Source organism: Salinicoccus sp. RF5 (assembly GCF_020786625.1).
GTDB lineage: Bacteria > Bacillota > Bacilli > Staphylococcales > Salinicoccaceae > Salinicoccus.
This window is the reverse complement of sequence record NZ_JAJGRC010000001.1, coordinates 141,393-155,482: the sequence shown is the minus strand read 5'-3', so window position 1 is coordinate 155,482 and position 14,090 is coordinate 141,393. Positions and strand designations below refer to the sequence as shown.

The following is a 14,090-nucleotide window of genomic DNA, read 5'->3' as shown; positions in this document are numbered from 1 at the left end:
CGTTAAACATGATCTTATCTTTAAAATAGCACAACTGCTTATCCTTAGCCATAATTTGAGTGGTTGAAACCGTTTTAAAGCCAAAAAAGAACAGTCTGGATCAGGACTGTTCAGTAAAAACGCCGATATTCATGTATTTTTCATAACGGTCATCCATCAATGTCTGGCCGTCCATGGTGCGAAGCTCATCAAGGTGCCTTGCGATCGCTGCATCGAGCGCGGAGATCACTGCCTCCCTGTCATTGTGGGCGCCACCTTTCGGCTCCACGATGACCTCATCTGCGATGCCGAATGATTTCAGGTCTGCAGCAGTGATCTTCAGGGATTCCGCAGCAATCTCCTTGAGGGATGCATCCTTGAAGAGTATGCTCGCTGCTCCTTCCGGAGAAATGACGGAATACGTGGCATTCTCAAGCATCAGGAGCCGGTTGCATACACCAAGGGCCAAAGCCCCCCCAGAGCCGCCTTCCCCGATGACGATGCTGATCACCGGCACTTTGAGACCGGCCATTTCAACTAGGTTACGCGCAATGGACTCGCTCTGCCCGCGCTCTTCTGCCGCTTTCCCCGGATATGCCCCCTTCGTGTCGATGAAGCATATGACCGGACGGTTGAATTTATCCGCCTGTTTCATCAGCCTCAGTGCCTTGCGGTAGCCATCCGGATGCGCCATGCCGAAGTTTCTGTGGATGTTGCCTTTCGTATCCCGGCCGCGCTGATGTCCGATGACCGTAACAGGAGTGCCATGATATGATGCGATCCCCCCTACGATGGCAGCGTCATCACTGTGCACGCGGTCTCCGAAGAACTCGATGAAATCATCGAACATCTCCTCAATGTATTCGAGCGTCGTCGGACGTTTGACGTACCTCGCTATTTCGACGCGCTGCCACGGGGTCAGATTGCTGTAGACCTCATCCTTCTTGTCCTCGACCTTCTTCTCAAGGAAATTGATTTCCTTCGTCAGATCGATCTTGTTCTTTGCAGCATACTTCTCAAGTTCTCCAATCTTATCTTCCAGCTCATAAATCGGCTTTTCAAATTCAAACGCCATGGTCACACCCCACTATGCAGTTTCAGTATTCTTCCGAGATAGCTCTTCATATCCCTGCGGTTGACGACTTCATCCAGCTGTCCATGCTTCAGTAGGAATTCGGCTGTCTGGAAATCATCCGGCAGTTTTTCCTTGATGGTCTCCTCTATCACCCGTCTGCCGGCAAAGCCGATGAGCGCACCCCGTTCAGCAAGGTTGATATCCCCGACGGATGCGAAGCTTGCAGATACCCCGCCCGTCGTCGGGTTTGTCATATAGGCGATATAGAGGAGCCCGGCCTGGTTATGGCGCTCAATGGCCACGCTCACCTTTGCCATCTGCATCAGTGAGATGATGCCCTCCTGCATGCGCGCACCGCCACTCGCCGTAAAGACGATCACAGGAAGACGGCGCTCTGTAGCATATTCGAAGGTTCTGGCCAGCTTTTCGCCGACGGCGGAACCCATGCTGCCCATCCTGAACCTGGAGTCCATGATGGCCACTACAGCAGGTGTCCCTTCGATGGTCCCTTCCGCACAGATGACCGCTTCATTCAACCCTGTCTTCTCCTTATCCTTGTTCAGCTTGGATTCATAGTTGGGAAAGTTCAGGGGGTTCGCGGAAGTGATGCTTTCGAGGATCGGCATCACCGATCCTTCGTCCATCAGCGCCTCCATACGATCCGGAGCGGTTATGGGAAGATGATGTTCACAATTCGTGCAGACATTCAGCCGCTTGTAGAGTTCCTTCGAGTACAGTATCTTCTTGCAGTTTGGACACTTCGTCATGATGGCCTCGCTGTTTTCGAAAGTGCCATCATTACGGTCGGTTTCGTTCACTTTTTTATTCAGTTTGGAGAACAAGTCTTTTAGCATAATAAACCCCTTGCTTCTTTACGATTTGAAAGCTTTTGAATATTTGTCGAGCAGGATGTAGATCTTCTTCATGATCTGATTGTCATCATCAAGCACAGTCACTGTGTCATCCTGGTGCTTTGATTTCACATAGGCCTCGATCACCTGTTTTATTTCAACTATTTCATTCTGCTGCCTTTCCGTCCGTATCAGATATCTGCCGATGAGCTGGAAAAGCTGATGGCTGTCGATGTCAGCCAGAAATGTCCCTTCTCCACGCCTGACGTAGATGATGCCGAGAAGTTCAAGCGCCCTCAGGGCTTCCCTTACACTCTGTCTGCTCACATTCAGCTTTTCCTTCAGATATCTTTCACTTGGCAGTTTTTCACCCACCTGGATATTTTCGGATTCGATGAGATTGTGAATTTCTTCAACAATATTTTCCAGCCCTTTTTTTTCCGCCATTTCATCAGACACTATAGCGTCAGCCTCCGAGCCTTATCATAGACTTCATCCGGGTCCACCTTGATGCGGCTCACACCCGTCTCCATCGCCGCTGCCGCCACAGCCCGCGCCACGTTTGGTGCCACTTCCTTGTTGAACGGCTCGGGGATGACATAGTCGCTGTGCAGATCATCTTCATCGATCAGGTCCGCAATCGCAAGGACCGCAGCCTTCTTCATTTCCTCATTGATGTTTGTCGCTCTGACATCAAGTGCACCCCTGAATATTCCAGGGAAGGCCAGAACGTTATTGATCTGGTTCGGGAAATCACTCCGCCCCGTTCCGACGACAAGTGCGCCTGCAGCCTTCGCATCCTCCGGCATGATTTCAGGGTTCGGGTTGGCCATTGCGAATATGATCGGGTTCTCGGCCATGCTCTCCACCATCTCTTTCGTCAGCGCGCCCGCAACGGATACACCGATGAATACATCAGCGCCTTTGATGACATCACTGAGTTCACCTTCCTCACGATTATAGTTGGTGAATCGGCTGACTTCCTCCTTCACATCATTCATGCCGTTCGGCCGGCCTTCATAGATTGCGCCTCTGGAATCGCACATGACCATCTCATTCACACCAAAACTGTGGAGCAGCTTGACGATCGCCACTCCGGCAGCGCCTGCGCCGTTCAGTACAACTTTGATCTGGTTGAGTGATTTTCCGGTCAGCTTCAAGGCGTTCATCAGACCGCTCAGGGTGACGATAGCCGTGCCGTGCTGGTCGTCATGGAAAACGGGTATATCCGTTTCACGTCCAAGACGCTCTTCAATCTCGAAGCATCTCGGAGCAGAAATATCCTCAAGGTTGATACCGCCGAAAACAGGCGTGAGGAGCCTGACCGTCCTGACTATTTCATCCACATCATTCGTATCCAGGGCAAGCGGAAAGGAATCCACTCCGGCAAAATTCTTGAACAGGGCGCTTTTTCCTTCCATTACCGGCAGGCTCGCCATCGCACCGATATTGCCCAGGCCGAGTACGGCCGATCCGTCTGTGATGACGCCGACGGTATTGCTTTTTATCGTATAGTCGAAGACCGTGCGTTCATCTTCATAAATTTCCTTGCAGGGCTCGGCCACCCCCGGCGAATAGGCCAGGCTCAGCGCCTCCTTGTCTTTTATCTCCACTTTGGAGTTTACGGAAAGTTTTCCTTGCTTTTCTCTATGCATTTCTAGTGCATCATCTCTTAGGGACACTATGATCTTCCTTTCTTGAGTGGTCATACCACCAATTATATTAACATTATCCATTTTCCATGACAACAAGTTCACGCAAGCAGGCGGATATCAGACAGATCAATGTGTTCCAGCAGCTTATGGAAGTTTGATTTTTCAACATTGCCAAGCTCTTCCTTCCGGTCGAAATCATGGACGGGTATGCCTTCTGCACCAAGCAGTCCCGATATGTCGTAGTTTGCAGAGTTCCGTATGACGACACTTTTTGACTTATGGATATAGTCGTCACGGAACGTTTCCACATCTTCCACAGAATCGATGATCAGCTGCGGCTGGGACTTCCTGACCTCGATCCTTCCGGTCACCGCGACGATTCTGTGCGACAGCTTGGGATGAACGTTGAAATACACCTTCGGGAAGATGACGCCTTCCATCTCCTGGTATCCATCGGATATCCTGACGAAGGCCATGTTCTGCCCTTTTTTCGTACGTATTGTCTTGATTTTCTCAAAAAATACGAGATAGGTCCCCTGCCTCTTCTGATGGAGGAGGGAAAATGGGATGTACTGCAGGGATTTCTGCAATGAAATGATGGGATGATCCGACAGGTGGAAACCGAAGACTTCCTTCTCCCCTTCTATCTTTTCGATATCATCCATTTCATCCGCGTAATTGTATTCCTTCTTTATGTTGAAGCCCAGTGTACTCAGGAACGAGTCGTGGGCATACTCTTCGGAGTTCAGTTCATCGAGCATGGGCAGCGATTGGAGCAATGTCTTCCGGTTCTCCTCAAAACAGTCCAGCGCCCCCGAGAAAATGAGCTGTGTCAGCACCTTCCTGCCCAGCACCACATCCTTCACACGCGTCTTAAGCTCATATATGTCCTCGAATGGCCCTTCTTTGCGCGCCTCGATTATCGCCTCGCTCATCCGGTATGTCAGACCCCGGATCATCGAAAAACCAAGCTGGATGCCGTCTCCACTCCTGTTGCTCCAGACCGAACGGTTGATGTCCGGCGGATGCATCCTAATCTGCCTCTGCTTCACCTCATTGATGACCTGCTCCACTTTCACGTCATTTCCATAGTGATGGGACAATATGACCGAGTAGAATATTTCCGGAAACTTCGTCTTGATGTAGGAGAGCATGTAGGAAATTCTGCTGTAGGCGACGGCATGACTCTTCGGAAAGCCATAATCTGCAAATTCGAGGATCAGGTTGAAGATATGGCGGCCGACGTTGCTGCTGTAGCCACACGCTTCTGCACCCTTCTCGAAATGTCCGCGCTCCCGTTCAAGCGTCTCCCTGTCCTTCTTGCTCATCGCACGCCTCAGAATATCCGCTTCCGCATAGGAGTATCCCGCAATCCTGGAGGCAATCTGCATGATCTGCTCCTGATAGACGATGACGCCATATGTCTCCTTCAAGATGTCCCTGATATCATCATGGGGATACTTGACGGAGGAGGGATTCCGTTTGCCGGCGATGAAATTGGGGATTTCCTTCATCGGTCCGGGACGGTAGAGGGCGTTGACGGCGACGATGTCCAGAAACTGTTCCGGTTTCATCTCCCTGATGACTTTCCGAATGCCGTCGGACTCGAGCTGGAATACGCCCAGGGTCATGCCGCGGCCGAGCAGCCGGTACACGTCAGGGTCGTCCGGGAGGTCGGACAGACTGAATCCGTCGTCCACCCTTTTTATCCGGGTCACCATATTTTTGAGCAGCGACAGGTTCCTAAGGCCGAGGATATCGATCTTGAGGAGCCCCGAGCCCTCGACTTCATTCATCGGCCACTGGCTCAGGGTGTGCCCTTCACTGAAGATGACCGGCACATTGTCCGTCAGCCTGTCCTCACTGAGCAGCACGCCTGCAGCATGGGTCGACGTATGGCGCGGCAAACCTTCTATCTTGCGGCACATGGCTGCATAGACACCGTACCTTTCATCCGCCTCAACAAGAGACTGGAACGCATCTGTGGCAAACGCCTCTTCCAGCCTTGTACCAGGGGCCTCCGGGATGATGTTTGAGATCATCTTCAATTCGTCGTTACTGAAACCAAGCACCCGGCCGACATCACGCGCGGCCATCTTGGCACTCAGCGTCCCATAGGTCACGATATGGGCGACATTCATCTCCCCATATTTCTCAATGAGGTACGCCACGACCTCATCCCGTCTCGTATCCTCGAAGTCTATATCGATATCCGGCATCGTGACACGTTCTGGGTTCAGGAAGCGTTCGAACAGCAGATTGTATTTGAGCGGGTCTATTTCAGTGATGTTCAGCAGGAAGGAGACGAGGCTCGCACTTGAAGACCCCCTGCCCGGCCCGACATATATCCCCTGCTGTTTTGCGTAGTTGACGGCATCCTGCACAATCAGGAAGTAATCTTCGTAACCCATCTCCACAATGATTTCATATTCATACTCAAGCCTTTCGACATATGCATCACTGCCATCGGTCTTAGATTCAAGCTGTGCCTTCAGCATATTCCATAGGAAAGCTTTCGAATCATGATTGTCCGGATGCGGATAATGTGGCAGTGTCCGCTCGGCACGGGGCAGTGTAACATCACATTTCCCGGCCAGTGCCTCATTATTTTCCAGGTACTGCCTTTCCGCTTCGTCCAGGTCATCAAAAGTCCTTACATAGTCCTCTCCCCGCAGATTGCGGATCTCTTCCGGATCGATCCTTCCGTTGTCGCGGATGGCATTCAGCACTTCCTTTGCAGGCAGGTCCTCCGGGGATATGTAGTGGGACCGCCTGATGAATACACGTTCAAATGGAGATTCCGCCACTTCGTGGCTTGCATATTTGTCAGCCGGGTCGACGGGTATCGTCTCAATCATCTCAATGCCTGAAGCGTCTTTTGCTATCACGAGGCAGTTGTGGATATTTTTAGTCAGGAAATTCTGAGGTGTGTAGTGCAGGTCCTTGTAGGAAAGCATAGCCGAGAGCCGGATCAGCTCACGGTAGCCCGGGGTGTTCTTTGCGATCAGGACCAAGGGGATGCCATCCAGCTGGTCATCCACCGCGATTTCCATGCCGATCAGCGGCTTCACGCCGAAATGATCCGCGCGGCTGACGAACTGGTAGATGGCGTGCAGACGGTTGAAGTCGGTCAGTGCCACAGCCGTCTGCCCGTCCGAAGATACTTTCTTAAGCAGCTGATCAATCCTGATATTGCTATTCAAAAATTCGTAGCAGCTGTGAACATTCAAATTGATCATAGGGCCGCCCCCTTTTAAAGTTTGCTCTCCAATGCTTTGACCAGTGCATCCAGTTCCTCCCTGGAATCGAGGCTCACTCCGCTCGCAAGCGGGTGTCCGCCGCCACCGAACCTTTCTGCCACATCGTTGATGACGGCTTTCCTGGAACGCAGCCTGACACGGATTTCATCCTCCTCTTCGACGGCCATGAACCATACGGCAGCCTCTTCAATCTCCCTGTAGAGGTTGACGTGCATGCTCGCTTCATTGCTGTTGATGTCATATTCTTCAAGCACCTCTTTCGGGACCCATACGGAAAGGACGCCCTTATCGGTCATTTCGAAGTTGTCGATGAGGTAGCCTTTGAATTTGAACTGTCTGATGGACTGCCTGTTCATGTCACTCATGTCCTTCGTCGCATCAAAATTGAACTTCTTCAGCTCGGATGCAACCAGATGGGTCATGCTACTCGTGTTGTCGAACAGGAACCTGCCGGTGTCGCCGACGATGCCAGCAAAAAGAAGCCTGGCTGAAACATCATTGATGTAGTCGTTGTCGAAGCCCCATATGAAGGACAGCAGGAATATCAGTTCTGAAGTGGATGATACACCCGTCTCCACGATATTGAGGTCTCCGAATGGATCGTTATTCGGATGGTGATCGATCTTGACGACCTTATCTCCAAGGGACAGGTCCCCATCAATCCTGTCGACGCCGGCAGTATCCACTACGATGAGAAGCGGTTTTTCCACTGATGCCGCAGTATCCATCTCCCCGAGGAATGCAAGGGAAGGCTCCATTTCTCCGAGTGCCGTCACCTTCTTGTTCGGAAAGATTGATTTCAAGATCGCCTTGAGGCCCAGCTGGGCGCCGATGGCATCTGGGTCAGGCCTCACGTGCCTCAGAATGATTATTTCGTCGTATTCGTTAATCATGTTGAGAAGTGACTTGTGGTTGCTTTTCAAAGTTGGAAACCTATTTATATATTCTGTGAACAATTAAAAATCTCCCTCTATTTGGATTTACTTGGTCAGTATAATAAATTATACTACATTATGGAATGGAGTTGTATCCGATGGAAATGTTATATCAGATTGCTGTCTCCTTTCTCGTCACTGTGCTCCTCCTCAGCTTTTTCATGTTCATCCTCTATAAGGTGAGGATGGTAAGGTGCGGACGTGACGTCAGAAAGGCATACTACAACAGCATATCAAGGATCTGGCTTGGCATATTGATCCTGTCGTTCGGCCTCAATACGATCATCCAGTTTCCTACAGCCGTTTCGTATATTATCGGCGCACTGTTCATCGCAGTAGGCGCATATAATATATGGCACTTCAATGCTGCAAGGAAATACTTCAAAGGCAACCTGCCGATTGAAGATGAGGCCTGGGCAGAGTTCAATCGCAAGTCTCGAAAATAGATGATAGACAAGTGGATTCCACTTGTCTATTTTTCTTTGTAGTATTGGATGAGCAGCATCGCCTTCGAGTATGTCTCCCCATTTGAGAGCGCCTCTATCTCGAGTCTCAGGAACTGGTCCCCGAGATCCAGTATATGGCCCTCGATGACGAGTTCCTGGTGCATCTGGACGAGTTTGATGTTCATCACATTGAGCGTGTCGATATGATAGCTGTAGATCCCGTTATTGTTGAGTACCACTTCGGCAAGCCGTTCGATGAGGCGCATGAATTCGGACTGGGCAATGCTGCCATGTTCATCGGTCATGAAGGGCATCACTTTGATATGGACTTTATTCTCATCGATCCTTATCTCACGGTCCATCAGTGTGTCCGATGAGAGGCCGCTGCCAAGTTTGCTGGACTCCCTCTGCTTGAACACATCACGGCGGTGCACGATGCCTGCAAGCGTCCCGTCCTCCTCGACTACCGGCACGATGTTGAGCTGGTGCCAGCTCATCAGCTGCCTGAGACGCTGCAGTGTACTGGACGGGCTGGCGACGATGTCGGAAGCAAGTGCACCCGGCCCCCTTCCATCCATCTTCGGCAGTTCCGAGGACTTGATCACACCCATGTACTTGCCATCTTCAGTAAGCACTGTAACAGCATCCGCCGGGAAATACTCTTTCCCGGCATCCCGCTTGATATCGCGGACATACTCATCCTGTCTGATGACAAGGTCGCCTGCAGTGATGACATTCGTCATCATGAGCATGCTGTAGAGCTCCCTCTGGATGATCGATGCGACCGAGAATGTATCTGCTGTGGTCGATATGACCGGCAGCGCCAGCGCATCGGCCTTCTCCAGTATAGCGGCATCCGCGCCGAAACCGCCGGTGATGAGTATCCCGGAGTGGTTCTCAAGTGCACGCCACTGGGCATCCTCCCGGTTGCCCACGATCAGCAGGGCCCCCTCCTCCAGATAGGTCTCGAGCGCATCCGTACGCATGGCACCGATGATGAACTTGCTGATTTCCCGGTCCAGGCCTTCCGCCCCGGCCAGCACTTTACCCTCTATCACCCTGTTCACCTGCTCGAAGCTCAGGTTGCCTTCTATGTACTGCTCCTTCGGTGCAACCCTGATTGTACCGACCCTTTCTATCGTTTTGACCAGCCCTTCCGTTTCCGCATCCTTTATCGCCCTGTAGCTTGTCCCATCCGATACGCCGAGATGGGCGGATATCTGCCTGACCGAAATTTTGGCCCCTTCCGGAAGGCTGTATATATATTCAATGATTTCATCGTGCTTTGACATATGATCACCCGGCATTCAAATTATAAAAATGAGGAACACCATTTCTGGTGTCCCTCTCCCATTATATTCGGAATTTCTATTGGAAATCCACCGTCTCTCCCGGTTTCAATACTTGAACCTCAGTTTTGGCACTGTTTTTGAATGCTTCAGCATCCTGCTTGATCGGTGGGAAAGTATCGTAGTGCACCGGTACCGCAATTTTTGGACGGATCAGTTCGTCTGTTGCGTAGGCCGCATCCTCGATCCCCATCGTGAAGTGATCGCCGATCGGCACGAACGCCACATCAAACGGGCCGTTGAGGTCGGAGATGAGCTTCATGTCGCCGAAGATGCCTGTGTCGCCGGCATGATAGATTTTCTTCTCCCCTGCTTCGATGATGATGCCGGTCGGCATTCCAGTATAATGTACCTTACCATCATCATCCGTGAAGCTGGAACTGTGGAATGCATGCACGAATTTTATGGAGCCGAACTCGAACGACTTCCTGCCGCCGATATTCATTCCGATCGTCTCAAGGCCCTGGCCTTCCAGATAGCCGGCAAGCTCGACAGGGGCGACGACCGTCGCATCATTGTTTTTCGCAATCTCGACGGTATCCCCCACATGGTCGTTATGTCCGTGTGTCAGCAGGATATAGTCCGCCTTGACATCCCCTGCCTCGAGATCCGTCAATTCATTGCCGTTGATGAACGGATCCACGATGACTTTTGTATCATTATTTTCGAGTTGGATGATTGAATGGCCGTGATAGCTTAATTTCATGAAATCCTTCCTTCCTTAATGATTGTTGCATGTTATTACTTTACCCGAAGTACTTCGGTTCATTCATTATTATGATACAATTTTTTTGAGGTGAAATATATGAAAACGATCCATCTGAATCATGAACTTTCAAAAGATTATACATCGGAAATATTGGCAAAACCGGATTTCAGCATCCCAAACCTGGTCCTGCCGGGTATGAAAAAGGCGCTCTATCCAGGAAGTGAACACTTCATTTCCCTGAACCATTGGGAAGAAAAAGATCCATTCCTCCACCACAACATCATCGTGGAGACCGTGCGCATGCTGGATGATGCAGACGGCTTCATAACGGATCAGATCTTTGAAGACCGTCATCATCACATCAACCGCCAGTTCGTCAGTGAACTCTCAAAACTCATCGGCAGCCGACATTTCATCGCCGGCCCGAGCTTCAGCAGGGTGCCACCCTTCCTTCAGAGCCGCCTGCTCGATGAACTCGTCTCATACGACGTGTCCGGCGTGATGTATGATGTGAGGGATATCGATCCGAATGACTTCAATGCACTCCAGCCTCTTGCAAAACTTAAGATCCATGCGAAAAAGCGTATCGTCCTCATCCCGGTCGTCAAAGACGAAGATCAGAAGAAGGCCTTGACGCGCAACATCCCCTTCGAGGTCATCTGTATTGCTGGGTGATGTTTACGATCCCCCTATTGGGGAATAAAGTTTGCAACACTCATGTAAAGGATGTGTCAATTGTGCAAGCTGTAACTGTACAGGGAAAGAACAAAGTCAAAGTCAAGAAGATGAAAGCGCCTGAAATCCAAGAAGGAACAGACATGATCATACGCGTTACCTCGACAGCGATATGCGGATCGGACCTGCATCTTTACAGAAAAACCATGCCAATATCAAATGACTACATCATCGGACATGAACCTATGGGAATTGTGGAGGAAGTCGGTCCTGGTGTCCAGAAGATCAAAAAGGGAGACCGCGTAGTCATCCCATTCAACGTCAGCTGCGGCGAATGCCATTTCTGCCAGAATCAGATGGAAAGCCAATGCGATGTATCAAATCCCCACAATGACACCGGTGCCTACTTCGGATTCTCTGAACAGTTCGGAAACTACCCGGGCGGACAGGCTGAATACTTAAGGGTACCTTATGCCGACTTCACTTCGTTCGTCGTACCGGAAGAAAGCGAACTTGAAGACGAAAGTCTTCTGTTCCTCTCTGATGTGATGCCTACAGCCTACTGGAGCGTCGTAAACAGCGGCTTCAAAAATGGGGATACCGTGATCGTCCTCGGTTCCGGTCCAGTCGGCCTGATGACACAGAAATTCGCCTGGATGAAAGGTGCGAAGCGTGTCATTGCAGTCGACCATGACCCTGTCAGGCTGAACCATGCCAAACGTACAAACAATGTCGAAACTTTCAACTACAAGGAATACGATGATATCGGCAAATATCTCCATGAATCCACAAGGGGCGGTGCCGAAGTCGTCATCGACTGCGTCGGCATGGATGGAGAAATTACAGCGAAGGACCGCATCAAGACGCTCGGCGGACAGATCGGCACAATCGACCCGATCATCACTGCTGCAGACTCGGTCAAGAAATTTGGAACCATCCAATTGACCGGCATCTATGGTGCGCCTGCTGCAGGCTTCCCACTGCCGAAGATCTTCACCAGGAACATTACAGTAAAAGCAGGACAGGCCCCAGTCATACACTTCATGCCTGAACTGTACAGGATGGTGGAAGATGGTAAAATCGATCCGACTGATATCATCACCCATAAAGTACCCCTAAAAAAAGCTGAAAAGATGTATAAGATTTTCGATGGCCACGAAGATGACTGCATAAAAGTAGTCATGAAGCCATAGGATGGAGAATGAAGAAAGCCCTGCAGAGCACTTGCTCTGCAGGGCTTTCTCCGTTGAATGACTCTATTTTACAGAAGGTCATTCACATCTTTGTATTCGAGGTTCTGTGCTTCCGCCACAGCCTTGTAGGTCACATGACCGCCAAGTGTATTGAAGCCTCCGAGCAGTGATGGGTTCGACTTTGCCGCTTCCCTGTAGCCCTTGTTCGCAATCTGCAGACCGTAGGCCATGGTCGCATTCGTCAAAGCAATCGTGGACGTACGCGGTACTGCGCCCGGCATGTTCGCCACAGCATAGTGTACGACATCGTGCTTGAAGTAGATCGGATCATCATGCGTCGTCACTTTATCAGTCGTCTCGAAGATGCCACCCTGGTCGATGGCGATATCCACGATTACCGATCCGGCATTCATGGAGCTGATCATTTCTTCAGTGACGAGACGTGGTGCGCGTGCTCCAGGAATGAGTACAGCCCCAATGACGAGGTCACTTTCCTTGACCGACTGGGCGATGTTCAATGGCGAAGACATGAGTGTCTGAACGCTTGAACCGAACAGGTCATCCAGTTCCCTCAAGCGCTTCGGGTTAAGGTCCAGGATCGTCACATCCGCCCCCAGCCCGACAGCCATCTTGGCAGCATTCGTTCCAGCCATGCCGCCTCCGATGACCGTCACCTTGCCGCGGGATACGCCCGGCACACCGCTCAACAGGACCCCTTTGCCGCCTTTGATCTTCTGCAGATATTCTGCACCGATCTGTGTCGCCATGCGCCCTGCCACTTCACTCATAGGTGACAGCAGTGGCAGCGAACCGTCCGGCAGCTGGATTGTTTCATAGGCGATTGCCGTAACCTTCTTCTCAAGGAGGGCCTGCGTCAGTTCCTTTTCAGGAGCCAGGTGAAGATATGTAAACAGGATCATTCCCTCTTTGAAATATCCGAATTCCTCAGGCAGCGGCTCCTTGACCTTTACGACCATTTCCGCATCCCATGCCTCCTCTGCAGTATCTACAATCTCAGCTCCAGCATCGGTATAGTCCACATCTTCAAAATAGGACCCTCCCCCTGCATTCTTCTCCACTACAACAGTATGGCCTGCTTCAACAAAAGCATGCACCCCGCCCGGTGTAAGACCGACCCTGCTCTCGTTGTTCTTGATTTCCTTAGGCACACCAATCTTCATTTTTTGAAACCCCTTTCAATTGTATACTTAGCAACGTGACAATTGTATCACAGAGTTAACAAAATAGTCATGAACTTCTTTTGTAAAAAGTTATAATTTTCTCAAATTGTGGTATAATATATATGAAAGCGATACAGCAACGAAAGGGGTATTTAAAATGCTTAAGTATGATAACATTCTAATCGCAGTAGACGGATCCCGGGAAGCTGAGTGGGCGTTCCAAAAAGCAATCGACATCGCCAAGCGTAACAACTCCAAGCTTTCCATCATCAACGTCATCGATACGCGCTCCTTCGCCTCAGTCGAAGCCTATGATCGCACGATTTCACAGCGTGCCAACGATTTTGCCCAAAAGCTGCTTGATGGCTATGAGGCACTTGCCCTCGACAGAGGTGTTGAAGAAGTCGATAAGATCATTGATTACGGCTCCCCGAAATCCATCATCCCCAAGAAAGCTGTCAAGAAGACGGGCGCGGACCTGATCGCCTGTGGTGCTACAGGCCTCAACGCAGTTGAGCGCTTCATCATCGGCTCCGTGTCGGAAGCCATTGTACGCCATGCACCTTGTGATGTGCTGGTTGTCAGAACAGAAACATTGCCTGATGATTTCGAGCCAGTTGTTGCTACAGAGGAGTTCATGAACGAAAACAAATGATCATGATTGAAAAAGCCCCCTGGATGCTGAGCATCCAGGGGGTATTAAGTTTGCAGGTATTGACCTATTCCAAATTTTCAATGGCGTAGGTATTTATTATACAAAGTAAAATCATCTTTCATCACAA

Annotated in this window: 13 protein-coding genes; 4 read left to right on the top strand and 9 right to left on the bottom strand. The window is 50.5% G+C overall.

Annotation, left to right across the window (positions count from 1 at the left end; translation table 11 throughout):
* Positions 1-100: 100 nt before the first annotated feature.
* The 6 genes from LLU09_RS00940 to LLU09_RS00915 all read right to left on the bottom strand — a co-directional run bounded on the left by LLU09_RS00940 (position 101) and on the right by LLU09_RS00915 (position 7,713).
* Positions 101-1,054: an acetyl-CoA carboxylase carboxyltransferase subunit alpha gene (locus LLU09_RS00940; RefSeq protein WP_228310089.1), complete on the bottom strand. Its 954-nt coding sequence runs from the start codon at positions 1,052-1,054 to the stop codon at positions 101-103.
* A 2-nt stretch (positions 1,055-1,056) separates the two neighbouring features.
* On the bottom strand, positions 1,057-1,908 hold the full coding sequence (accD, locus tag LLU09_RS00935) for an acetyl-CoA carboxylase, carboxyltransferase subunit beta (protein WP_228310088.1): 852 nt from the start codon (positions 1,906-1,908) through the stop codon (positions 1,057-1,059).
* A gap of 18 nt (positions 1,909-1,926) precedes the next feature.
* Positions 1,927-2,364 (bottom strand): FadR/GntR family transcriptional regulator, encoded by a 438-nt coding sequence (locus LLU09_RS00930; RefSeq protein ID WP_228310087.1) that lies wholly within the window; start codon positions 2,362-2,364, stop codon positions 1,927-1,929.
* Positions 2,364-3,587 carry an NADP-dependent malic enzyme gene (gene ystJ / locus LLU09_RS00925; RefSeq protein ID WP_228311099.1) on the bottom strand — a complete coding sequence of 408 codons (1,224 nt, stop codon included), beginning with the start codon at positions 3,585-3,587 and terminating at the stop codon, positions 2,364-2,366. The genes LLU09_RS00930 and ystJ overlap by 1 nt, the downstream gene beginning before the upstream one ends.
* Positions 3,588-3,658: 71 nt before the next feature.
* Positions 3,659-6,799, bottom strand: a complete 3,141-nt coding sequence (locus tag LLU09_RS00920; RefSeq protein ID WP_228310086.1) for a DNA polymerase III subunit alpha — start codon at positions 6,797-6,799, stop codon at positions 3,659-3,661.
* Between the two features lie 14 nt (positions 6,800-6,813).
* Positions 6,814-7,713, bottom strand: a complete 900-nt coding sequence (locus tag LLU09_RS00915; RefSeq protein WP_228310085.1) for a DHH family phosphoesterase — start codon at positions 7,711-7,713, stop codon at positions 6,814-6,816.
* A gap of 140 nt (positions 7,714-7,853) precedes the next feature.
* On the opposite strand from LLU09_RS00915, the gene LLU09_RS00910 reads away from it, so the two are divergent.
* A complete protein-coding gene (locus LLU09_RS00910) occupies positions 7,854-8,201 on the top strand; it encodes a YtpI family protein (protein ID WP_228310084.1) in 348 nt (115 codons plus the stop codon).
* 26 nt (positions 8,202-8,227) lie between these two features.
* Here the strand turns inward: LLU09_RS00910 and LLU09_RS00905 are convergent, their stop codons facing one another.
* Positions 8,228-9,493 (bottom strand): DRTGG domain-containing protein, encoded by a 1,266-nt coding sequence (locus LLU09_RS00905; protein WP_228310083.1) that lies wholly within the window; start codon positions 9,491-9,493, stop codon positions 8,228-8,230.
* Positions 9,494-9,569: 76 nt separating this feature from the next.
* Positions 9,570-10,256, bottom strand: coding sequence for a metal-dependent hydrolase (locus LLU09_RS00900; RefSeq protein ID WP_228310082.1), 687 nt, complete (start codon positions 10,254-10,256; stop codon positions 9,570-9,572).
* Between the two features lie 99 nt (positions 10,257-10,355).
* On the opposite strand from LLU09_RS00900, the gene LLU09_RS00895 reads away from it, so the two are divergent.
* Both LLU09_RS00895 and LLU09_RS00890 read left to right on the top strand, forming a co-directional pair.
* Positions 10,356-10,934: a hypothetical protein gene (locus LLU09_RS00895; protein ID WP_228310081.1), complete on the top strand. Its 579-nt coding sequence runs from the start codon at positions 10,356-10,358 to the stop codon at positions 10,932-10,934.
* A 62-nt stretch (positions 10,935-10,996) separates the two neighbouring features.
* Positions 10,997-12,127, top strand: coding sequence for an alcohol dehydrogenase catalytic domain-containing protein (locus LLU09_RS00890; RefSeq protein WP_228310080.1), 1,131 nt, complete (start codon positions 10,997-10,999; stop codon positions 12,125-12,127).
* A gap of 68 nt (positions 12,128-12,195) precedes the next feature.
* On the opposite strand, the gene ald is transcribed toward LLU09_RS00890, so the two are convergent.
* Complete coding sequence (gene ald / locus LLU09_RS00885; protein WP_228310079.1) at positions 12,196-13,308, bottom strand: alanine dehydrogenase; 1,113 nt, start codon at positions 13,306-13,308, stop codon at positions 12,196-12,198.
* A 157-nt stretch (positions 13,309-13,465) separates the two neighbouring features.
* On the opposite strand from ald, the gene LLU09_RS00880 reads away from it, so the two are divergent.
* A complete protein-coding gene (locus tag LLU09_RS00880) occupies positions 13,466-13,963 on the top strand; it encodes a universal stress protein (RefSeq protein WP_228310078.1) in 498 nt (165 codons plus the stop codon).
* Positions 13,964-14,090: the final 127 nt, after the last annotated feature.

Excerpts from the sequence above, each read along its gene's own strand:
- ald (WP_228310079.1), bottom strand. The coding sequence starts at position 13,308 with ATGAAGATTGGTGTGCCTAAGGAAATCAAGAACAACGAGAGCAGGGTC.
- LLU09_RS00900 (WP_228310082.1), bottom strand. The coding sequence starts at position 10,256 with ATGAAATTAAGCTATCACGGCCATTCAATCATCCAACTCGAAAATAAT.
- LLU09_RS00910 (WP_228310084.1), top strand. The coding sequence starts at position 7,854 with ATGGAAATGTTATATCAGATTGCTGTCTCCTTTCTCGTCACTGTGCTC.
- LLU09_RS00895 (WP_228310081.1), top strand. The coding sequence starts at position 10,356 with ATGAAAACGATCCATCTGAATCATGAACTTTCAAAAGATTATACATCG.
- LLU09_RS00905 (WP_228310083.1), bottom strand. The coding sequence starts at position 9,493 with ATGTCAAAGCACGATGAAATCATTGAATATATATACAGCCTTCCGGAA.
- accD (WP_228310088.1), bottom strand. The coding sequence starts at position 1,908 with ATGCTAAAAGACTTGTTCTCCAAACTGAATAAAAAAGTGAACGAAACC.
- LLU09_RS00940 (WP_228310089.1), bottom strand. The coding sequence starts at position 1,054 with ATGGCGTTTGAATTTGAAAAGCCGATTTATGAGCTGGAAGATAAGATT.
- LLU09_RS00915 (WP_228310085.1), bottom strand. The coding sequence starts at position 7,713 with ATGATTAACGAATACGACGAAATAATCATTCTGAGGCACGTGAGGCCT.
- LLU09_RS00920 (WP_228310086.1), bottom strand. The coding sequence starts at position 6,799 with ATGATCAATTTGAATGTTCACAGCTGCTACGAATTTTTGAATAGCAAT.
- LLU09_RS00880 (WP_228310078.1), top strand. The coding sequence starts at position 13,466 with ATGCTTAAGTATGATAACATTCTAATCGCAGTAGACGGATCCCGGGAA.